Raw genomic sequence first — 17,945 nt, forward strand, 5'->3', positions numbered from 1 at the left:
GCGTCAGGCTTTCAAGAAATCTTCAAATTGAAAGTCATGCTTGTCGAGCATGATTTGATCTGGCGTAACACCACTTTGACGCAACGCAGCAATTGTCGCATGCAAGAAATCATCGCTGCCGACCACATAAAACAGCCCATTCCGGTCTGCCGCTAGTGCCTCGACCTTCTGGTAATAGTCTGGACGACTGTCGACAAACTCGGCCGTAAAGGCGTCTGTTGACGCGAATACATCGTTAAACAGATATTCTTTCGACGAGTCGACGTTCAACGAGTGGAGGTGCGGCACGCCTTCCCCATTCGCCAAATACGCGAGCACGAGCGGACGGAACGTCGCAATGCCGACACCCGACGACAACAGATAGACGTTCTTCCCCTCCCGTTTCAACGGAACGTTCGAATGCGTCTTGAAGATGGCGACCTTGTCCCCGATGTTCATGTCACGCAAGATTGATTTAAACGTCGAGCATTCCGGTTTGACCCGGGTCGTGATACCGATTGCGCCTTCATGCGGCAACGTCGAGATCGACATATGGCGAATCAACGTCCGGTTCGGTCGATCTTCCTTGTTAAATCCCTCGAGCGCGAAGTGTGTGTGCGCCCCTTCTTCCCATGTGAAGCCAGCCGGCAGTTCAAGTTTGAACGTGTAGGTGTCTTTTGATTCCTCCACGACTTGTTGAATTGGTGTCCAGTAAATCTGCATCGAATCCCACCCTTTCTTTAATAGACTGCGATTGGCCCATATGGCCCTTGAATAATCTCCAGTTTCGTCTCGAATATGTCAGATAGGATGTCTGCATCCATAATCTCCTCGACCGTACCGAAGGCGGCGATGTTCCCGTCTTTCATCGCACAGATGCGGTCCGAATATTTCGCTGCGAAGTTGATGTCATGGAGCACCGTGACGATTGTCCGTCCGAACTCGTCAGCGACGTGGCGCAAGTACTCCATCATCTGGACCGATCGAGCGATATCGAGGTTATTGAGTGGCTCATCGAGGAGCACGTATTCCGTCTCCTGACAGAGCACCATCGCGACGTACGCCCGTTGGCGCTGTCCACCCGACAATTCATCGAGATAGCGATGCTCGAGCGACGTCAAGTCGAGGAAGTCGATATATTTCGAGATAATCCGTTCATCCTCTTGCGTCAACCGCCCTTTTGAGTACGGGAAGCGTCCGAAGCCCGCGAGCTGACGGACGGTGAGACGCGTCACGAAATGGTTCTCTTGCCGTAAGATCGTGACGATTTTCGCCAAGTCTTTCGATTTCGCGCTCGACACGTCCAGGCCGGCGACATGGATTTGACCCGCGTCCAAGTCGAGCAACCGGCCGATCATCATGAGCGTCGTCGATTTCCCTGCCCCGTTCGGTCCGATCAACGACGTGAATCCAGCTTTCGGGATGTCGAGATTGATCGGTCCGATTTGGACGTCATCCGTATATGTTTTTTGTACTTGTTCAAGTTGAATCATAATGACCTCTTCCGTAAAATCACCGCTAAGAAAATCACGCCGCCGAACAGTTCAATAATGACGGACACGACACTCGGTGTATTGAGAATGTGATACATAAAGAAGTACGCGCTCGTCAGAACGAAGAACCCAAGCGCGAACGCCAGCGGAAACACGTACTTATGATCGTACGTCGCTGCCACTTGATAGCTGAGCGTCGCCACCAAGAATCCGAAGAACGTCAACGGTCCAATCAGCGCCGTCGATACCGACATAAGGAGCGAGATTAAGACGAGCGTAAAGATGACGCTCCGGCGATGGTTCACCCCGAACGATGTCGCCACGTCTTTCCCGAGTGCGACGACGTTCAAGCGATTGGAGAAGCTATACAACAACGTCCCGACGACAATCACAATCGGGATAACAATCGGGAAGTAGGCGGCATCGGCATGCATCACCGAACCGAACAGGCGAGCCTGCAGGACGTCGAACTCGGACGGCGCGAGCATGCGGCGCATGAACGAGGACACCGAGTTCAAGCCGGTCCCGATGATAATGCCGATGAGAAGCATGAGTTGCAGATTGCCATATTTCCCTGACAAGAGCCAGCCATACAAGAGCAGACTCATGAGCACCATGAGGCCCACCTGGGTCAAAAAGGCACCGGTTCCCGAAAAACCGATTAACGCCCCTGCCCCGAAGAAGAAAATCATGCTTGTCTGAATCGTCGAGTAGAGTGCGTCGAACCCGAGTAATGATGGCGTGATGATCCGGTTGTTCGTCACCGAATGAAACGCGACCGTCGCCATGCTTTGACAGAGCGCGGCAATCGCCATCGTGATGACGGCGACAATCCGACGCTCGACGACCGGGACGAACGACGGCGAGTCGAACGGGACCGGATTGTTATAGACGAGTAATCCGAACGCACAGAGCAATCCGCCGATGATGAAGAAGGCAAGGAATAGCCAGTAGCGGCGCTGTTCTCGTTTCGAACGGAACGCCGTCGCACACCGTTCTTCTGTATGCACGGATCGACCATCGACATCATACGCTTCCCGTGGCTTCGTCTTATTTTCAATAAGTGTGCTCATCGTACCCCTCCCGTCTTCCGTTGTCTCATGAGAATCGCGATGAACACGATTGATCCGACCGTCCCGAGAATGAGTGATACCGGCAATTCGAACGGCATGATGATCGTCCGCGAAATCAAATCGCTGACGAGGACCGTTCCCATCCCGATGACGCATACCCACGGCAAGTTGCTGCGCAGGTCATCCCCGCGAAACATCGAAACGATGTTCGGAACGATGAGCCCGAGAAACGGCAGATTGCCGATGACCGTCGCCACGACCCCGACCGCGAGTGCAATCAGTCCCGTCGCAATCAAGATGAGGCGGTTGTAGTTGACGCCGAGGCTCGTCGCGATGTCTTCTCCGAGTCCAGCGAGCGTCAAGCGATTCGCAAGGATGAAAATGAAGAACGTGACGAGGATGATGAGCCACAAGTATTCATAACGTCCGATCTGCACCGATGCGAACGACCCGACGAACCAACCTTCAATCGTCTGGCTTGCTTGAAAGAATAGACCGAGAAACGTTGACACGGCCGAGACGACCGCCCCGAGCATGAGTCCAATAATCGGGACAATCAACGACGAGCGGAGTTTGACCGAGCGCAGAAACCAGAAGAAGACCATCGTTCCGATGAATGAAAAGACGATCGCCCCCGTCATCCGCATCATGAGCGTCGGAGCCGGGACGAGCAGATACACAGCGAGCAGGCCGAGCCCCGCCCATTCGAGTGTACCGGTCGTCGTCGGTTCGACGAGACGGTTTTGCGTGATCAGTTGCATGACCAGTCCCGACATCGCCATGGCGGCACCGGTCAACATGATTGCAATCGTACGCGGGACGCGAGTGATCCAAAACATGTCCGACCCACCTTCTTGACGAATGTCATAGACGCCGGTCACGAGCGAAAGGCCCGCCAATATGAACACCACTAGCATTGCTACGATAAAGGACTTCGTCCATATGTTAGAAAAGGAGGGCTGAGACAATGTCTCAACCCTTGCTGTCATTGGTTTTTGCACAACGTGACTCCCTTATTTCGAAAGCGCGGCTGCGATGTCGTTGAAGAGTTCAGAATAAGTTTGAATCGACTCGTTGATGTACGTATCGTTCGGCGCATACACGATTTTTTCGTCTGTCACGGCTTTCGTTTTTTGGAGTGCCGGTGCGTTATCAATCACGTCCGCTGCAGGTACAGCATCTTCCATGCTTGAAATGGCCGCATCACGGTCGAGGACGAGCAACCAGTCCGGGTCACTCTCAGCAATCGCTTCGACCGAAACCTCATCCCCTTGGTGGTCACCTGTCGTTTTCGCTACTTCGAGGGCAGGTGTCCAGTCAAAGATGTCATACATCGGTCCGAAGACACGACCTGTGTTCGGCGCCGAGAAGCCGATATCGCCACCTGAAACAATGACTGACATCACTTTATCTTCACCGTTGTATGCTGTTTTCACACTGTCGATCGATGCTTCGAAGCTCGCGATGAGTTCATCTGCTTCCGATTCTTTTTCAAAGATTTGGCCGAGTGAACGTGTCGTCGTCTTAAAGCCTTCGACCAAGATTTCTCCTGGCGTGCCCGCATCTTCGGGAAGTTCGATGTCCAAGTTGATGACGGCCGCTTCTGGGACCAATTTTTTAATGTCTTCGTAGTAGTCGGCGAATCGTTGTCCGACGATGACGACATCCGGATCCACACCGGCGATCGCTTCTAAGTTCGGCTCATTGTGCATCCCAACGTCTACGATGTCTTTATCGTTTTTATAAGGCAAGTCCGCTGGAATCAATCCAACTGGCGCCGCGACTAAGTCGATTTCCCAATCCGAGAGCGTCTCGAACGTTCGGTTGTCGAGCGCGACGACCTTCTCCGGATTGACCGGTACGTCGATTGTTCCATGTGCGTCTGTGATTTCAACTGTCTTCGGTGCCGTCTCGGCTTCCGCACTTCCTTCGTCTTTCGTTTCGTCCGTGCTACCGCATGCGGCTAGCGTGAAGACGAGTGATGTGAGTATAACTGCTGCTTTCCATTTCCCCATTCTTTCCATCTCCCTATGTATCTGTTTTTGAATGACGACCTTCTCAGTGAGTCCGCGACTAGTCCACGTTTCTGCTCTATGTAAGGAATACTGATGCTTTCTCACTGATAATGATTATCATTGTCGTTTTCATTGAGAAGCATAACAAACAAAAATAGGTTGTGCAATGCCAAATTTTCAAATTGGAAATGGAAATATTATTCTTTCTATCTAATGCCAATAAAAAAGAAAGCGGACCGTTCGTCCACTTTCTAAGTAAATAGAGTTCATTCGGTAACTCTCATTTGTCCGATTACGCTTCCGAAATCCCGTTAGCGAGCACCAACAAAAAAATCCAAATCGATAGCGGCACAATCAATCCAAGATTCCCGACGAGACTGAACACACGCACCGTCTTGTCTTTTGAGAACAGGCCCCAAATCAATGTGGCAATCAGGGCGACATCTAGAACAATGTAGACCCATATGGCCGTCATCAAGTTCAAATCCGGGAAAAAGCGGCCGTTCACAGTGAACAGCGCCACGATTGTCAAAATAGAAAGTCCAAACGTCACGTAAAGCGGTGCATAACGTCGTTGAATCATATAATCACCCCACTCTTCTGTTGGACCATCTGTCGACATCGAAGGATGCACGTTTCGACGTAGCCATCGAACTGGTGTGGCAAAAACATCGTGTACGTCCCTTCCTCTTTCGCCTTCGCATCTTGCTTGATTTTGAGGATGAGTGCCAGCAGCTCGCCTTGTGCGGCATTGGTTAACACGTCGAAATCGAAGGCGTCCAATCGCTGCACTAAACGAGCGTTATATGAATCAAAATCGGTATAATACATCGCCTGCTTTTCTGGGTCTTTCGTAATGACTTGCTTGAGCCAGGCTTTATAAAACCCCTGCAACCAAATCTCGTCCGCGACGAGATGGCAATAATAGCCGAGGCGGAACGATTGATTCTCGTCCACACTGTCCACCCAATATTGATCAAGGTCGAGCCGTCTTGTCATATCCTCATGCCGTCCCGCGTAATAGTGGGTGTTTTGTTTAGACGTCGTCGCATCGGGCGCAAGATTTCCCAACAAAAAAGCCGTGCGATCGACATCTGTCAAATGCGCCAACACCTCATTCCCGATGACGAAATGCATCAAATGTGAACCCATCATCTCTCCCCCCTTTTCCTAATTATCCCATTCATGTATTCATCTCGACAACCCAACTCTATTCTGATACGCTCACTATACTGACCGTTCAGTATAGTGAGGAGGACACACATGAGTAAAAAACAATTGTTACTGCGGACCGCCGCACAAATCATTCAAACCGAGGGCATTCAACAACTGTCGATGGACCACTTAGCCAAACGCGCCGGTATCACGAAAGGTGGCGTCTTATACCACTTTGAAAGCAAGGCCAACCTGTTGCAGCAGATGAATAGAATGGCGCTCGATGAATTTGAAAATCGGATCGTCCATCATCAAACCGGGTTAGATGGTCCTTATCCGTTCACACGCGCCTACGCCCTCGCGACGCTCGATTATAGCGATGGTGATGCCGACTTGATTGCCGTCTTCATCTCATCACAAGAAGATGCGAGCGGAAAGCTTTGGAACGACGCCGCCAAACGTTGGGATAAACAGTTCGCCGCGGATGGTCCTGACGCTAATCGCGTGCTCGAGCTTCGACTGCTCTGTGACGGGTTTTGGTTCGCGTTGACATATGGCTATAGCGCTGCGTTCAAAAATCGGGCTGCCCGCATCATCCGACAAAAGTGCGACGCGCTGTCAAAAGGAGAATCGTAATATGGGCTTCGTCTATCTCGTCGGTGCCATCGTCTCTGAACTGTTCGGTTCGAGCATGTTGAAGCTGAACGCGACGACTACGAGCCGCCTGCCCGTCCTTGGTGTCGCCTTCGGTTACGTGACGGCATTTTACTTGTTGTCGCTCGCCCTTCTTTCCATCCCACTCAGTTTCGCCTATGCGTTTTGGAGCGGGGTCGGCACGGCAGCGACGGCGCTGATCGGCTTCCTCGTCTTCAAGGAACAAGTCCGGATTCAGACCGTCATGGGCATCGGGCTTGTCATCATCGGGCTCGTCTTGATGAAACTATGAGGAGGGAAATCATGAAATCCTATGGAATCTTACTAGTATCGATTGCATTCGAAGTGCTCGGGACGTCGATGTTGAAGCTGTCGGACGGATTTACCAATCTGTTCCCGAGTCTTGTTCTCTTAATCAGCTTCGCCATCTCGTTCACGTTGATGGGCATCGTCTTGAAGACCATCCCGCTCAGCATTGCCTATAGCGTCTGGGCCGGGCTCGGTACGGTCGCGACCGGGCTGATTGGGGTGTTCGTGTACGGGGAAGTGCTGTCGACCTTGAACAGCATCGGCCTGATTGTCATCGTGCTCGGCGTCATCGTCATGAATCTTGGAAAACGGGAGGAGCAACCACATGCTGGCTGACTTAATCGAACAACAGGAACGGGCATTACTGACGACCGACGTGCGCACATCGTCTGAGCATTTGCGCCGTCTACTCACGGATGTTTTTTTGAAATCGGCAGTTCCGGACGCATGTTATATCGGACGGCATCTGCCGCCACGATGGACCTCGGCGAGATTCACATCACCTTATCCGACTTCTCACTGGAGACCGTTCAAGACGACGTCGTCCTGGCCACGTATCGGACCGAAGACCACTCCACCGGACGCATCGCCTTGCGCAGTTCGATTTGGGTGAACGTTGATGGCCAATGGAAGATGCGTTTCCATCAAGGGACAATCGTTCCGCCTTCTTGAAACTAAATCGTCACCTCAAAAGGGAGTGTCCCAATCGACACTCCCTTTCGTCGTACCTGATTCATTTTTGTACATACCCCTCATGTTCATTTTGCTTATAATCAACCCATCCGATGAGATGAAAGGATGATGAACATGGATCAACAAACAAAAAAGCAATGGCTTCAATCCGTACGTCCGAGGCGTTCCGTAGACGAACAGCTGGCCATCAAGGCATCCCGGGAAGCGAAATTGACGTTCGAGCCGACCATCCCGCTCGATGCCATCCGTAAAAAACGACCAACCATCACCGTCACGTTCACGGTCGGCGGCTTCGGCGTCCATAACGAGTCCACCATCACGTTTTTTGAAGATGGCGCGGTCAAACGAGAAGTCATCTGGCGTGAAGAGTTCGACTTAAGCACGGCGATTCCCCATTCCGGTTGGTACAACGAAACAGATGCTTTCCGCGTCCATGAGCGATTCGTGTCGCTCGTCTCACATCGCTGGCCTGAAGTATTCGAGGAAAAAGGGTACTTCACGATGGACGGGACACAATGGAACTTCACTGTGAACCGTCACGGCAAACTGTTGCATCAGCATGGGGGTAGCAACGCCTATCCTTCCAATTGGAAAGCTGTCATCGAACTGTTCGGCATCTCTTGAACGAAAAAAGAGCACCCACAGCGGGCACTCTCCATTCAGAGGGCTTGAATCATCTCGACTCGATTGCCGAACGGGTCGCGGAACTCGAACCGGTCGAATCCAGGAATCGGGATACCCGTGAGCCGCTCAATCCCTTCCGCCTCGAGCTTCTGTCCCCATTCCGCCAAATCGGTCACGGCGTAGGCGACGTGTCCTTTCGTCGACAGTCGGTCAACCCCGTCCTCGGTCCCGACGTGGACGCTACGGTCGCCGACCTCGAGCCAAAACCCGCCCCGTCCTTGAAGTGACACCGGCTTCTCGATTTCTGGAAGACCGAGCACGCCGCAATAAAATGCACGGGCACGGGCTTCCTCCCCTTTCGGAATCGTGATTTGCACGTGATGGATGCCTTGAATCATGTCGTTTTCCCCTTTCGATACGTCAACCCGACGAACTGAAGTTTTTGGTTGAACAGGCGCGGATACGCGAGATAGCCGACCATGACCGCCGAGATGGATGCGGTCGTCAAGATGAGGAACAAGATGAGCAATTGATAGAGCACCGCCTCCATCGGGTCGGCCCCGCCGATGATGAGACCGCTCATCATACCCGGGAGTTGGACGAGCCCCATCGTCTTCTGCGCCTCGACCGTCGGAATCATGCTCGTGCGGATAGCGCTCTTCAAACTGCGCTCGATCGCTGCTTTCGGTGTGCCGCCGAACGACAAGATGAGCTCAATCACTTCATCGCTCCGCTCGACCTCGTCTTTGAACTTGTTCAAGAACAGGAGCGACAACACCATACAGTTCCCGATGACCATGCCGCTGATCGGGATGACTTTCTCCGGCTCGAACGGGATGATGCCGAGCCCGAGCATGAGGCCCATCGTCAGCGTCTCGACCGTGACGAGCGTGAGCAGAATCATCCATGTGATGCCGGGGATGCCGTCCCCTTTCTTGATAATGTTCTGCGTCGCCGCCCCAATCATCAACAGAATCATGAGCAGCATGAACACCGGGCTGTCGCTCTCGAAGACGAAAGTCAAAATGTAGCCGATGATGAGCAACTGAACAATCGACCGCACCGTCGCAATCAAGATGTCGCGTTCGAGCCCGAGTTTTAAGAACAGTGCCAAACCGAGCGGGATGGCGACGAAAATCAATGAGGTCATCAGTTCGATGAACGTCATAGCTCTTCCCCCCTCACGAAACGACCGATCATCGGATTGTCGGACTCGTCGATGAACGTCGCGTCGCCGAATTCAATCAATTCCCCGTTTCGCAAAAACCACATGTCATCACTGACACGCCGGGCCTGATCCAAGTCGTGCGTGATCCAGACGACGGTGACCCCGAAGTCTTTTTGCAGTCTCACAATCAACCTCTCAATCTCTTTCACAGTCCGATAGTCGAGGCTCGCCGTAATCTCGTCCAACAACAGCACGTCCGGCTTGTTGACGAGCGTCCGGGCAATGGCGACACGACTCCGTTCCCCGCCCGACAACGTCTTGATCGGTTGGTCGAGCGAGATGCCGCCCAAGTCGACTTTCTGTAACAGGTCCGCCGCCCGCTCCCGTTCGAGCGTCTCACCGAAGATGGCTTTCGGCAAGTTCATGTTGTCGTACACCGTCCCGTCAATCATCGGCGCGCTTTGAAACGCCATGCCGATTCGCTGGCGCAGTTCGATAACGTCGATCGAATCGATGTTCTCCCCTTTGAAGTAAATCGCGCCGGCGTCCGGTGATAACAGACCATTGATGTGCTTCAGGCACGTCGTCTTGCCGGCACCGCTCGGGCCGACGAACGTCGTGATGCGTCCTTCCCGGAAATAACCGGACACGTTATGTAAAATGTCTCCATGACTCACGTTTTTGAATTCAATAATCTGCATCGGTGTCGTCCCCCATCATGTCATGCTGTCTGTCTCAAGCAATGAATACATATACAAATCGTCATATTTCCCTTGCGTTAACTCATACCCCCGTAGCAACCCTTCTCGCGTAAATCCGACCCGTTCGAGGAGCTGTTGTGACGCGGTATTCGCCGGCTCGACGAGCGCCTCGATACGATGGAACCCGAGTTGTGTGAACCCATGACGAACGACCGCTCGGAGCGCCTCACCAGCAATACCTCTTCCCCAATGATCCGAGCTGAGCTCAAACCCGATTTCTGCCCTCTGGTGCTTCGCTGAAACGTTCAAAAATCCGCAACTGCCGATGACCTCGTCTTGCCCGGTCAACGTGATGCCCCAGCGGACACCTGTCCCTTCCTCGAGAATCGAATCGTACCAGGCAATCTCTTCTAACGCATCCTCTAACGACGTGAACGGGTCGAGTCCCATATGGCGGACGACCTCAGGTTTCGATAAATACGCCAACAGGTGCGGCGCATCGTCCGCTATCACCCGCCGTAACGTCAGCCGATTGGTGCTGAGTGACATCACGATCGGTACCCTTCCTCGACGACAACATCACCATTCGCATCGAGTAGCGGTGTGATGCCACCACCTGTCCCGACCCATGTCTGGATATAGTTCACGCCGGTGGCCGTATCGACGAGGATGGTGATTTGCCCGAGTTCCGGCAGTTGTTCCGTCAACTTGACGTGAAACCGTTTCGTTCCTGCCGCTTCTTCTGCTGTTTTCTTTTTGAATAACATCCTACCCCCACCTTTCTACTTCTAACTGTACGCAACATAGCTTCTCGTTTCAATGAATGAGAGACATCCATGGCTGCCGGATGCGAAACCCCTTTAATCCATACAAAAAAACACGCCAGACTGTGGCGTGTTCAAGAATAGCTCCGCTCGATGACGAAGCTCGTCTTATCCCCTCTAAAGTAGGAACGTGAATATTCAATCGTACGTCCAGAGGCGTCCTCGGTCACCGTCTCGATATAGAAACACGGCGTACCGAGTGGACAGTCGAGCAGCCCACTCACTTTCTCATCAGCGAGGGCAATCTCGAGCGCCTCCGTCGTCTTGGCGACATGGACGTCATGGACTTGTGACAACGTCTGAAAGAGCGAGTGCTCGGCCTGGTTTTTCGTGATGCCCGGTGCGACCTGCCATGGGATGAACGATACTCGACCGCGCTTCCCTTGTACGGCGATGAACGGTGCCAGCCGGCTTGGTAAAAGCGTTCCGTACGATTCTGGTCTTGATTGAGCTCGCCAATGAGATGGCCGTAATTTGCCCGGACGCTTGGCTCGTTAACTTCACGAATCTTGCCCGTATCGTCATCAAAATTCACCTGACGACGCCATCATCACGAAGTCAGGTCCGCTTCCAATCACCATCGGGTCACTCCCGCTGCCAATCAAAGGATTCATCACAAATTTGAAGACGTTTGAACAACTCGCGATTCAAGAGATTATCTCAGGTTCGCACCACGACGCCTATCCCGCCGGCTTGATGAATCCACTCATCCAAGATGAGTAAAGATTGATTCAGCTATTCGATGCGTATGAAGCGCGTTTACCACAATTCAACTTATTTAGGCGATGTTTTTCGCATCTCTAAGCGTCTCAGGACGCGTTCTACGGTGACGGCGTCACACGAGAGACGCTCGATGCGATTCAACCTGGAGACTCGATTGAGGTCATGGTCCACCCGGCCGATCTCGATCCCATACTCCCGAGCGTCACGTCTTACCTCGATGCACATCTCGTCGAGAAAGACCTGCTCACCTCCTATCACCGCCCCGATTGGTGGGCATAACAAAAGCGAGTCCTTATGCGGGACTCGCTTTTGTCATAGCTGGAAATGTTGTTTGATTCGTTCAGCGACCGTCGCCGCATCGAGATGCGTGTTGTTGATGCGCAAATAGTTGTCGACGTCGAGTTCCCCGTGCTGTGAGTTCAATCGATAGAGCGTCGCCGTCTGCTTCAACTCACCTTCCGACCAGGCGATATCCCGCTTCGTCGGCTTATGTGTCAGCCGGTTCTCCGTTTGGTTGCGGATCAGCCGCTCTTCGATGTCCGCCTCGAGCTCGACGTAGTAGATATCGGCCCCGTTCGACTCGAACAGGTCGGTCACTTGTTTGATATACGCCCAGTCCTCTACTAAATCAAACGCCCAGACGTACGTGAAAATCATTCCGTCCAAGTCACTTTTCGCGACCGCTTCGAACAGCTCATGGCGGAACAGCTGGACGAGGCGGCGGCCTTCGTCCGTCCCATAACTGAAGAACGGACTGACGAGATCAATCGTCATATGGTTATGGAACAGCTTTAAATCCGTGATGCTGGCGAGCTCTTGTCCGACCGTCATCTTACCGACGGCTTGTGGACCGAATAATACGACGAACTTCATATCTAATCCCATCCCTACTGTCATTTTCAACAGCATATCATATTGCTCGACTCATCGAATAGGAACGGAAGGCACGGGTCGTCCAAAAGGGCTGCATGTCGGTTTCCCCTTTCTGAAACGTTACTCTAACCCATTCCCGTTTTAAAAAAAGTCAGTCCAAATCCAGATAAATGTGTGTGCCCCCAACAAATATTTGTTTACCCCTGCTTCATATGAGGAATAGGCATATCATCTATGTGTATGAAGGAAGGTGTCATCCCGTGACTTGTCCACGCTGCGGAGCGAAGACCCGCTCGAAAACCACTGTTTGTCCGACGTGTGGCCATCGCCCACGTCGCTTGAAATGGATTGCTGTCCCCATCGTCATTGCACTCATCGCATTCGTCTCGTTTTTAACGAACGCCTATCTTACCGACAGCCCGCGCTCGAGTGATTCACTCGCCGACAAAGTCGATTTGAACATCACGAAAGACACGGTCTCAGCCGATGGTGCCACCACCGTCGACCTCGAGACGTTGCAAGATAGCCTGTATACGGTCGGCACGGGTACCGGGTTTTTGATTAGCCCGCAAGATATATTGACGGCGGCCCATAACGTCGCCGGCATCACCCGCGTCACGATGAAACATGGTGACAAGACGGTGAATGGAACGGTCATCGGCCGGACTGACGCCATCGCCGTCATCCGCATCGAAAAAGTAAAAGCGACCCCGTTCTCGTTCAGTCACGCGATTGTCGGACCAGACGAATCGGTGTTGACACTCGCACCGGACGAACAGATTGAAGGAACGCTCACGTTCGAAGAAGACAGCTATCGCCGCGAATTCGATTTACCGAACCGCGCCATCGGCAGCCCGATCGTCACGGCCAATGGACGAGTGCTCGGCCTTCACTTGGTGACGAAGACGCTCCCGGTCGCCTTGTTCGAACAAGACGTACTGTCGTTCCTCGAGTCGGATACACCGGCCCCGCCACCGACGACAAAACGCAGTGCCCCGGCCGCTGAACTCGCACCGGTCGCACCGATTACACCGGTACCGAAACGTGAGGACCCGGTCGAAACAGCTCCAGCTCCTGAACCGGAACCCGCGCCCGAACCGACACCAGCACCGGAAGCCGAGGCAGCACCAGACACACCGGAACCGACCGAGCCTTCAGTTGAAGAACCGGCACCGGTCGAGGAAGAGCCTACGGCCGAACCGGAACAACCTGCTGAAGAATCGGAGGCCCCTCCCGTCACGGAGCAACCGACCGAGCCTGACGTCCCCGTGACCGAACCGGCCGAACCGGTCGAGCCGGAACAGCCGGCAGTTCAAGAAAAAGAAGCGGAGGCGGCACCGGTCAAGAAACAAGACAAGCCGAAAGCCACCGCTAAACCTGACAAGAAAGAGACGCCGCCCGTCGTCAAGGAGAAACCGGTCGCCGATGACGCGACCGAAGAAGCCACAGACGAGCCGCCTGCAGTTGAAACTGAAGATGAAGAAAGCACGCCATCGGAATGATGACGTGCTTTTTTTACGTGTCGTTTCGAGAGCGTCGCTGCAAGTTGCCGACCGCGGCCCCGAATAGGAGCAGGATAATCGACAACATCCAAAATGGCATCACGTCCTGCAACAACCAGACAATCAGCGCACTGATGGCGATGACGACACCCATCCATAAGAAATTCGACTGTCCCATTTCGTTCACCTCGGTCTCATCATAGCACATCGACCCGATACGCCGTCGCCTGAGGCGGCAGCGAGCGGGTCATCTTCTCATCGTGCTCGACGCGCACCTGTTGCCCGACGGCGAGCGGTGTCTCATCCTCTCGAAGCGGCTCTTCCCAGTGAAACACGATACCATCGAACGGCTCGGCATCTAGATTCGTCGCGACCCGCATCCGCGTCGGTTCGAGCTCGACAATATAACCCGTGAACGTGACCATCTCCATCCCTCCATTTCCTCGGAAATCCTTCCCTATTCTTTTCCCATTTTTTGAAATAACTCTACTCGTCCGTCCGAATGCTCGGTATAATGAAGCAACACTCATTTACGCCGGGAGGGACCTTCATGAAACACACCATCGATTTACACCATCCAGACTTTCAACGCACCTTCCTCGAGATGATGCTCCTTGAAGAAATGATTGACGACTATAACGCCGAAGCAATCGAATCGCTCGTCGTCCGCGGCGAGACGAACTTTCCGGACGACCCGTTCTTTCCGGCGATGCGGGCGTATCCGCTCATCCGTGAAGGTGAGTTCGGCCGGGCCCGCGACGTGCTCGAAGCCGCGAGCGCAAAAGGCGACCATTACATGATCCACTGTCTCCATGGCATCTTGAGCGACGATACGAATTTCTTGTTCGAGGCCGAGCAGCATTTCCTTCGGGCCGTCGAACGCTATCCGAACGTGCCGATCGTCCAACGCACCATCGCCGTCCATTACTTCAATCGTAAGTTTTATGGGGAGGCCGGTCTCCACTTGATGCATTACGTCCGGCTCGCCGGATTCAACGAAGAGACGGTGCCGATGTTACTCGAATTCTTCCAAGTATATGATGAGATTCCACTCGAGATGAACGATGAGCTCCTCAAGGTGGCCATCGGATACTTGAACGCCAACCCGCGCAACCCGCGCGCCCACTCGCTTTATGCATCCATCTGCAGCCATCGGGTCGAGATGCTCGTCAAACGGTTGCCGGAAGACAACCATCAGCTCGATGACGAGACAATCGCGATGTTGCTCGAGGTCGAAGAGCACGGCATGTGGAGTGCGACGTATGACGACAGTGAGGACCACATGTTCCGCGCCATGTTCGCCGATTATATCGACAACGTCGTCTTGCCGAACACGTCCAAACTGTATGTATACCGTTTGCGTCTCCGCTATTGGTATCACCGGCTCACGCACCGGTTGACCGGAGGCTACGGGGATTCGATGCGCTCGTCTTGATTAAATCTGAACAGGGGTCCTGCCACCACATGTCGGTGACGGGACCCCTGTTTGTTTTTTTGTTTGACTTGATCACATATACGGATGAATCGGTCCACGCAACTCGAACGAGTAGTCCTCGTGGTTGACGATGCCGACGACTTGATCGCTTTCGAGCAGTTGCACTAAGAACCCGGCCATCTCTTCGGCCGTATGATACTTCTCGACGTTTTGGCTATAGTCGAAGTCGTCCTCTTCGCGGGCGCGGTTCGCAAAGCCCGTCTCCGTCGCAGCCGGTGCGAGCACTTTCGCCCGCAGTTTGTCCCCATCGTTCATGAGCTCGCGGGCAAGCCCTTCCGTATACGTGCTGACGAAGAATTTGGTCGCGCTATACGTGACGCCTTTTTTGGCGATGTGATAGCCAACGACCGATGCGACGTTCAACAGCGTCGCCCCTTCGACGTTATGATAGTCGCGGACGTATAGGCTCGACAGCACCGTCAACGCCTCCACATTCAAGCGGATCATGTTCTCGATTTTCCCGACCTCGACGTCCTTCACGAAATTCGAGTCCCCGAACCCTGCGTTGTTGATCCACGTCTCGATGTCGAGATCGGCGAGCGATTCATACAGCCCGTATACGTTCTCGCTGTATGACAAGTCTTTGGCCTTGATGATGACATCGCTCTTCGGTGCAATCGCCTTGATTTCGCTCCGCAACTTCTCAAGCTCGTCGTGGCGGCGTGCCACGAGTACGAGTGACTTCCCTTGCTTGGCGAGCAATTTCGCTGCTTCATAGCCAATACCTGAACTTGCTCCTGTGATGACGGTATATTTCATAATGTGTCCCCTTTTCATGTTAGTCGAGATGTTGTCTCTCTCCCGCAATTCCCGTAACACCCTCTCGTCAATCCTGACAACACGCAAAAACCGTCCTTTCCCTAGAACAGGAAAGGACGGTCCGTCTTATGTTTGGAAACGTCCGATGAGCGTCTGCAAGTCACCGGTCATATTGCCGAGCGACTCGGCGACGCCGTTCAACTCTTGAATCATCGCGAGCTGGGCGTCGGCCGTCTCTCCGACGCTGCGCATCGTCTCGGCCGTGCCTTCACTGTCACTCGCCATATGAATCGCCGCTGTCGCGACTTGTTTCGTCGTCATCGCAATCTCGCTCGAGGCGACCCGGATTTGTTCCGTGTTCTCGACCGAGGCGTGCAATTGCCCGACAATTTGTTGGAACGACGCTGTCGCTTCTTCGAGCAGCGCCGTGTTCGTCTCAACGCGGCGGGCGCTGATGGCGTGACGCTCGAGCACCGCGTTCGACTGGACTTGAATCGATTCGATTAAGCCGGCGATTTGAGACGCAGATTGTTTCGACTGTTCCGCTAGCTTCCGCACTTCTTCAGCGACGACGGCGAAACCTTTTCCTTGCTCCCCGGCCCGGGCCGCTTCAATGGCCGCGTTCAAGGCGAGCAGGTTCGTCTGGTCGGTGATTGATTGGATGACCTCGGTGATGAGGGCGATCTCGTCCGACTGCTGTTTTAATGCTGTAATCGACTGTCCGGTCGTGACCGTCTCCGATTCGAGCGCGAGCACTTCTTGCTTCGCTTGTTGAATCGTCTGTTCGCCGCGTTCGGCGAGCTTCAGACTCGTCTGGACGTCTTGACTAATCGTTCCAATCGATGTGGCAATCCGTTCGACACCTTCATCAGCCACTGCGACCGCTTGCCCACTCTTCGAGGCAGCCGCTGCCTGGTTGACCGTCTCCCCGACGACTTGTTCGATCATCCGCGTCGTCTCTTCTGTCTGCGAAGACATCTCTTCCGTGCTCGCGTACAGTTCTTCCGACTGGGCCGTAATCTCTTGGGCGTTCCGGCTCACTTCGTCGATGAGTTCGCGAAGGTTGCCTTTCATCTGGTTGAAACCAATCATGAGCTCACCGATTTCATCGCGCGTGAGCGCTTGAAGGTCGGCGCGCGTCAAATCGCCGTCGGCGACGATGCCGACCTCGTCCGATAATTGACGGAGCGGTACCGTCACCATGCGCTGGAGCATATAGCCGGCCCCGAGCGTGAGCAGCAAGATGAGGAGGGCAATCCCTGTCGAGTAAAGGAACGCCTGTCCGCCAAGCCGCTCGAGCTCCTGTTGTTTCTCGACGATCGTCGCTTCGGTCTCGGCTTGCAACCGTTCGCCCGTCTCCGAGATCGATGCCGTCACGTCAGGCATGAGCCGGAGCGTCAATCGGTCGATGTTGTCCTGATCGTTATTATCGGCCGCGACGATGACTTCTTGCGCCAAATCATCATAGCCGGTCGCATAGGAGAGCATGCTCTCGAGTTCTTTCGTCTCGGCATCCGTGTTCGACAGCGCGAGCAATTGTTCGATCGCCTCTTTCTTTTCTTTGGCGCCGCGTTCGATTTGGGCGCGCCGTTCGTCATCTTGGACGAGAATATATCCGCGTACGCCGTACGCTTGGCGTGTCATCCCGAGCGACAAGTCGTCGGCCGCTTTCATCTTCATGACGTCGTCACGAATCATGTCTTCGTATTGGCTCGTCATATTTTGCAGCGTCCATAGGTTATAGCCCATGCCGAGCGTGACGAACAGCAAAATCAATCCGATGCCGCTAAACAGTTTTTGTGTCAATGACAGTTGATTGAATCGTTTCATAATCTTTCGAGGAACGTGTCCTCTCCCACCTCTATCTCTCTTTTTTTGGAACTACATGGGTTTTATCGGATGTCG

The 17,945-nt window shown here is 53.6% G+C and carries 27 protein-coding genes; 9 read left to right on the forward strand and 18 right to left on the reverse strand.

Annotation, left to right across the window (positions count from 1 at the left end):
- Positions 1-3: 3 nt before the first annotated feature.
- The 7 genes from KNP84_RS02995 to KNP84_RS03025 form a co-directional block, all read right to left on the reverse strand.
- A complete protein-coding gene (locus tag KNP84_RS02995) occupies positions 4-702 on the reverse strand; it encodes a ferredoxin--NADP reductase (protein ID WP_214801024.1) in 699 nt (232 codons plus the stop codon).
- Between the two features lie 17 nt (positions 703-719).
- The gene (locus tag KNP84_RS03000; protein ID WP_214835460.1) at positions 720-1,472 is read right to left on the reverse strand and encodes an iron ABC transporter ATP-binding protein; all 753 of its coding nucleotides are present in this window, start codon (positions 1,470-1,472) and stop codon (positions 720-722) included.
- Entirely contained in the window at positions 1,469-2,545 is a 1,077-nt protein-coding gene (locus tag KNP84_RS03005; protein WP_214801018.1) for an iron chelate uptake ABC transporter family permease subunit, read from the reverse strand. The genes KNP84_RS03000 and KNP84_RS03005 overlap by 4 nt, the downstream gene beginning before the upstream one ends.
- Positions 2,542-3,534, reverse strand: coding sequence for an ABC transporter permease (locus tag KNP84_RS03010; protein WP_251131112.1), 993 nt, complete (start codon positions 3,532-3,534; stop codon positions 2,542-2,544). The genes KNP84_RS03005 and KNP84_RS03010 overlap by 4 nt, the downstream gene beginning before the upstream one ends.
- Positions 3,535-3,558: 24 nt before the next feature.
- Entirely contained in the window at positions 3,559-4,560 is a 1,002-nt protein-coding gene (locus KNP84_RS03015; RefSeq protein WP_215114204.1) for a siderophore ABC transporter substrate-binding protein, read from the reverse strand.
- A gap of 292 nt (positions 4,561-4,852) precedes the next feature.
- Positions 4,853-5,143 (reverse strand): hypothetical protein, encoded by a 291-nt coding sequence (locus KNP84_RS03020; protein WP_021066410.1) that lies wholly within the window; start codon positions 5,141-5,143, stop codon positions 4,853-4,855.
- Positions 5,140-5,712, reverse strand: a complete 573-nt coding sequence (locus KNP84_RS03025; RefSeq protein ID WP_215114205.1) for a zinc dependent phospholipase C family protein — start codon at positions 5,710-5,712, stop codon at positions 5,140-5,142. Before KNP84_RS03025 ends, KNP84_RS03020 begins: the two co-directional genes overlap by 4 nt.
- A gap of 111 nt (positions 5,713-5,823) precedes the next feature.
- On the opposite strand from KNP84_RS03025, the gene KNP84_RS03030 reads away from it, so the two are divergent.
- From KNP84_RS03030 to KNP84_RS03050, 5 genes are all read left to right on the forward strand, one after another.
- Positions 5,824-6,351 carry a TetR/AcrR family transcriptional regulator gene (locus tag KNP84_RS03030; protein WP_214832151.1) on the forward strand — a complete coding sequence of 176 codons (528 nt, stop codon included), beginning with the start codon at positions 5,824-5,826 and terminating at the stop codon, positions 6,349-6,351.
- A gap of 1 nt (position 6,352) precedes the next feature.
- On the forward strand, positions 6,353-6,661 hold the full coding sequence (locus KNP84_RS03035; RefSeq protein WP_214710875.1) for a DMT family transporter: 309 nt from the start codon (positions 6,353-6,355) through the stop codon (positions 6,659-6,661).
- Positions 6,662-6,672: 11 nt separating this feature from the next.
- Complete coding sequence (locus tag KNP84_RS03040; RefSeq protein WP_214826582.1) at positions 6,673-7,014, forward strand: DMT family transporter; 342 nt, start codon at positions 6,673-6,675, stop codon at positions 7,012-7,014.
- A gap of 111 nt (positions 7,015-7,125) precedes the next feature.
- Positions 7,126-7,350, forward strand: coding sequence for a hypothetical protein (locus KNP84_RS15190; protein WP_251131113.1), 225 nt, complete (start codon positions 7,126-7,128; stop codon positions 7,348-7,350).
- 135 nt (positions 7,351-7,485) lie between these two features.
- Positions 7,486-7,995, forward strand: coding sequence for a hypothetical protein (locus KNP84_RS03050; RefSeq protein WP_214832153.1), 510 nt, complete (start codon positions 7,486-7,488; stop codon positions 7,993-7,995).
- 35 nt (positions 7,996-8,030) lie between these two features.
- Here the strand turns inward: KNP84_RS03050 and KNP84_RS03055 are convergent, their stop codons facing one another.
- The 6 genes from KNP84_RS03055 to KNP84_RS03080 all read right to left on the reverse strand — a co-directional run bounded on the left by KNP84_RS03055 (position 8,031) and on the right by KNP84_RS03080 (position 11,095).
- Positions 8,031-8,393, reverse strand: coding sequence for a VOC family protein (locus KNP84_RS03055; RefSeq protein WP_138858932.1), 363 nt, complete (start codon positions 8,391-8,393; stop codon positions 8,031-8,033).
- On the reverse strand, positions 8,390-9,163 hold the full coding sequence (locus KNP84_RS03060) for an ABC transporter permease (RefSeq protein WP_214751501.1): 774 nt from the start codon (positions 9,161-9,163) through the stop codon (positions 8,390-8,392). Before KNP84_RS03060 ends, KNP84_RS03055 begins: the two co-directional genes overlap by 4 nt.
- Complete coding sequence (locus KNP84_RS03065) at positions 9,160-9,864, reverse strand: ABC transporter ATP-binding protein (RefSeq protein ID WP_214718158.1); 705 nt, start codon at positions 9,862-9,864, stop codon at positions 9,160-9,162. Before KNP84_RS03065 ends, KNP84_RS03060 begins: the two co-directional genes overlap by 4 nt.
- Before the next feature lie 15 nt (positions 9,865-9,879).
- A complete protein-coding gene (locus KNP84_RS03070; RefSeq protein WP_214718354.1) occupies positions 9,880-10,413 on the reverse strand; it encodes a GNAT family N-acetyltransferase in 534 nt (177 codons plus the stop codon).
- On the reverse strand, positions 10,413-10,631 hold the full coding sequence (locus KNP84_RS03075; RefSeq protein WP_215114206.1) for a DUF6440 family protein: 219 nt from the start codon (positions 10,629-10,631) through the stop codon (positions 10,413-10,415). Before KNP84_RS03075 ends, KNP84_RS03070 begins: the two co-directional genes overlap by 1 nt.
- A gap of 131 nt (positions 10,632-10,762) precedes the next feature.
- The gene (locus KNP84_RS03080; RefSeq protein WP_251128866.1) at positions 10,763-11,095 is read right to left on the reverse strand and encodes a GntR family transcriptional regulator; all 333 of its coding nucleotides are present in this window, start codon (positions 11,093-11,095) and stop codon (positions 10,763-10,765) included.
- 56 nt (positions 11,096-11,151) lie between these two features.
- Here KNP84_RS03080 and KNP84_RS15330 point away from each other — a divergent pair, with 56 nt between their 5' ends.
- Together KNP84_RS15330 and KNP84_RS03090 are read left to right on the forward strand one after the other, a co-directional pair.
- Positions 11,152-11,313: a hypothetical protein gene (locus KNP84_RS15330; RefSeq protein ID WP_215188179.1), complete on the forward strand. Its 162-nt coding sequence runs from the start codon at positions 11,152-11,154 to the stop codon at positions 11,311-11,313.
- Positions 11,238-11,411 (forward strand): family 4 glycosyl hydrolase, encoded by a 174-nt coding sequence (locus KNP84_RS03090; protein WP_214763612.1) that lies wholly within the window; start codon positions 11,238-11,240, stop codon positions 11,409-11,411. The genes KNP84_RS15330 and KNP84_RS03090 overlap by 76 nt, the downstream gene beginning before the upstream one ends.
- Before the next feature lie 312 nt (positions 11,412-11,723).
- Here the strand turns inward: KNP84_RS03090 and KNP84_RS03095 are convergent, their stop codons facing one another.
- Positions 11,724-12,284, reverse strand: coding sequence for an AAA family ATPase (locus KNP84_RS03095; RefSeq protein ID WP_214800989.1), 561 nt, complete (start codon positions 12,282-12,284; stop codon positions 11,724-11,726).
- Between the two features lie 260 nt (positions 12,285-12,544).
- Here KNP84_RS03095 and KNP84_RS03100 point away from each other — a divergent pair, with 260 nt between their 5' ends.
- Positions 12,545-13,786 carry a hypothetical protein gene (locus KNP84_RS03100; RefSeq protein WP_215114207.1) on the forward strand — a complete coding sequence of 414 codons (1,242 nt, stop codon included), beginning with the start codon at positions 12,545-12,547 and terminating at the stop codon, positions 13,784-13,786.
- 13 nt (positions 13,787-13,799) lie between these two features.
- Here KNP84_RS03100 and KNP84_RS03105 read toward each other — a convergent pair whose 3' ends face one another.
- Positions 13,800-13,964, reverse strand: coding sequence for a hypothetical protein (locus KNP84_RS03105; RefSeq protein WP_165569432.1), 165 nt, complete (start codon positions 13,962-13,964; stop codon positions 13,800-13,802).
- Between the two features lie 19 nt (positions 13,965-13,983).
- Complete coding sequence (locus tag KNP84_RS03110; protein WP_215114208.1) at positions 13,984-14,211, reverse strand: DUF3221 domain-containing protein; 228 nt, start codon at positions 14,209-14,211, stop codon at positions 13,984-13,986.
- Between the two features lie 125 nt (positions 14,212-14,336).
- Between KNP84_RS03110 and KNP84_RS03115 the strand changes: the two genes are divergently transcribed.
- Positions 14,337-15,221 (forward strand): tetratricopeptide repeat protein, encoded by an 885-nt coding sequence (locus KNP84_RS03115; protein ID WP_021066381.1) that lies wholly within the window; start codon positions 14,337-14,339, stop codon positions 15,219-15,221.
- A 72-nt stretch (positions 15,222-15,293) separates the two neighbouring features.
- Here the strand turns inward: KNP84_RS03115 and KNP84_RS03120 are convergent, their stop codons facing one another.
- Together KNP84_RS03120 and KNP84_RS03125 are read right to left on the reverse strand one after the other, a co-directional pair.
- On the reverse strand, positions 15,294-16,040 hold the full coding sequence (locus KNP84_RS03120) for an SDR family NAD(P)-dependent oxidoreductase (RefSeq protein ID WP_215114209.1): 747 nt from the start codon (positions 16,038-16,040) through the stop codon (positions 15,294-15,296).
- 126 nt (positions 16,041-16,166) lie between these two features.
- Complete coding sequence (locus KNP84_RS03125; RefSeq protein ID WP_215114210.1) at positions 16,167-17,870, reverse strand: methyl-accepting chemotaxis protein; 1,704 nt, start codon at positions 17,868-17,870, stop codon at positions 16,167-16,169.
- Between the last annotated feature and the right edge of the window lie 75 nt (positions 17,871-17,945).

Source organism: Exiguobacterium sp. s70 (assembly GCF_018618315.1).
GTDB classification, from domain to species: domain Bacteria; phylum Bacillota; class Bacilli; order Exiguobacteriales; family Exiguobacteriaceae; genus Exiguobacterium; species Exiguobacterium chiriqhucha.

Bases quoted from the DNA above. Each gene is read 5' to 3' on its own strand.
- KNP84_RS02995 (WP_214801024.1), bottom strand. From the start codon at position 702: ATGCAGATTTACTGGACACCAATTCAACAAGTCGTGGAGGAATCAAAA.
- KNP84_RS03000 (WP_214835460.1), bottom strand. From the start codon at position 1,472: ATGATTCAACTTGAACAAGTACAAAAAACATATACGGATGACGTCCAA.
- KNP84_RS03005 (WP_214801018.1), bottom strand. From the start codon at position 2,545: ATGAGCACACTTATTGAAAATAAGACGAAGCCACGGGAAGCGTATGAT.
- KNP84_RS03010 (WP_251131112.1), bottom strand. From the start codon at position 3,534: ATGACAGCAAGGGTTGAGACATTGTCTCAGCCCTCCTTTTCTAACATA.
- KNP84_RS03015 (WP_215114204.1), bottom strand. From the start codon at position 4,560: ATGGGGAAATGGAAAGCAGCAGTTATACTCACATCACTCGTCTTCACG.
- KNP84_RS03020 (WP_021066410.1), bottom strand. From the start codon at position 5,143: ATGATTCAACGACGTTATGCACCGCTTTACGTGACGTTTGGACTTTCT.
- KNP84_RS03025 (WP_215114205.1), bottom strand. From the start codon at position 5,712: ATGGGTTCACATTTGATGCATTTCGTCATCGGGAATGAGGTGTTGGCG.
- KNP84_RS03030 (WP_214832151.1), top strand. From the start codon at position 5,824: ATGAGTAAAAAACAATTGTTACTGCGGACCGCCGCACAAATCATTCAA.
- KNP84_RS03035 (WP_214710875.1), top strand. From the start codon at position 6,353: ATGGGCTTCGTCTATCTCGTCGGTGCCATCGTCTCTGAACTGTTCGGT.
- KNP84_RS03040 (WP_214826582.1), top strand. From the start codon at position 6,673: ATGAAATCCTATGGAATCTTACTAGTATCGATTGCATTCGAAGTGCTC.
- KNP84_RS15190 (WP_251131113.1), top strand. From the start codon at position 7,126: ATGTTATATCGGACGGCATCTGCCGCCACGATGGACCTCGGCGAGATT.
- KNP84_RS03050 (WP_214832153.1), top strand. From the start codon at position 7,486: ATGGATCAACAAACAAAAAAGCAATGGCTTCAATCCGTACGTCCGAGG.
- KNP84_RS03055 (WP_138858932.1), bottom strand. From the start codon at position 8,393: ATGATTCAAGGCATCCATCACGTGCAAATCACGATTCCGAAAGGGGAG.
- KNP84_RS03060 (WP_214751501.1), bottom strand. From the start codon at position 9,163: ATGACGTTCATCGAACTGATGACCTCATTGATTTTCGTCGCCATCCCG.
- KNP84_RS03065 (WP_214718158.1), bottom strand. From the start codon at position 9,864: ATGCAGATTATTGAATTCAAAAACGTGAGTCATGGAGACATTTTACAT.
- KNP84_RS03070 (WP_214718354.1), bottom strand. From the start codon at position 10,413: ATGTCACTCAGCACCAATCGGCTGACGTTACGGCGGGTGATAGCGGAC.
- KNP84_RS03075 (WP_215114206.1), bottom strand. From the start codon at position 10,631: ATGTTATTCAAAAAGAAAACAGCAGAAGAAGCGGCAGGAACGAAACGG.
- KNP84_RS15330 (WP_215188179.1), top strand. From the start codon at position 11,152: ATGGCCGTAATTTGCCCGGACGCTTGGCTCGTTAACTTCACGAATCTT.
- KNP84_RS03095 (WP_214800989.1), bottom strand. From the start codon at position 12,284: ATGAAGTTCGTCGTATTATTCGGTCCACAAGCCGTCGGTAAGATGACG.
- KNP84_RS03105 (WP_165569432.1), bottom strand. From the start codon at position 13,964: ATGGGACAGTCGAATTTCTTATGGATGGGTGTCGTCATCGCCATCAGT.
- KNP84_RS03110 (WP_215114208.1), bottom strand. From the start codon at position 14,211: ATGGTCACGTTCACGGGTTATATTGTCGAGCTCGAACCGACGCGGATG.
- KNP84_RS03115 (WP_021066381.1), top strand. From the start codon at position 14,337: ATGAAACACACCATCGATTTACACCATCCAGACTTTCAACGCACCTTC.
- KNP84_RS03120 (WP_215114209.1), bottom strand. From the start codon at position 16,040: ATGAAATATACCGTCATCACAGGAGCAAGTTCAGGTATTGGCTATGAA.
- KNP84_RS03125 (WP_215114210.1), bottom strand. From the start codon at position 17,870: ATGAAACGATTCAATCAACTGTCATTGACACAAAAACTGTTTAGCGGC.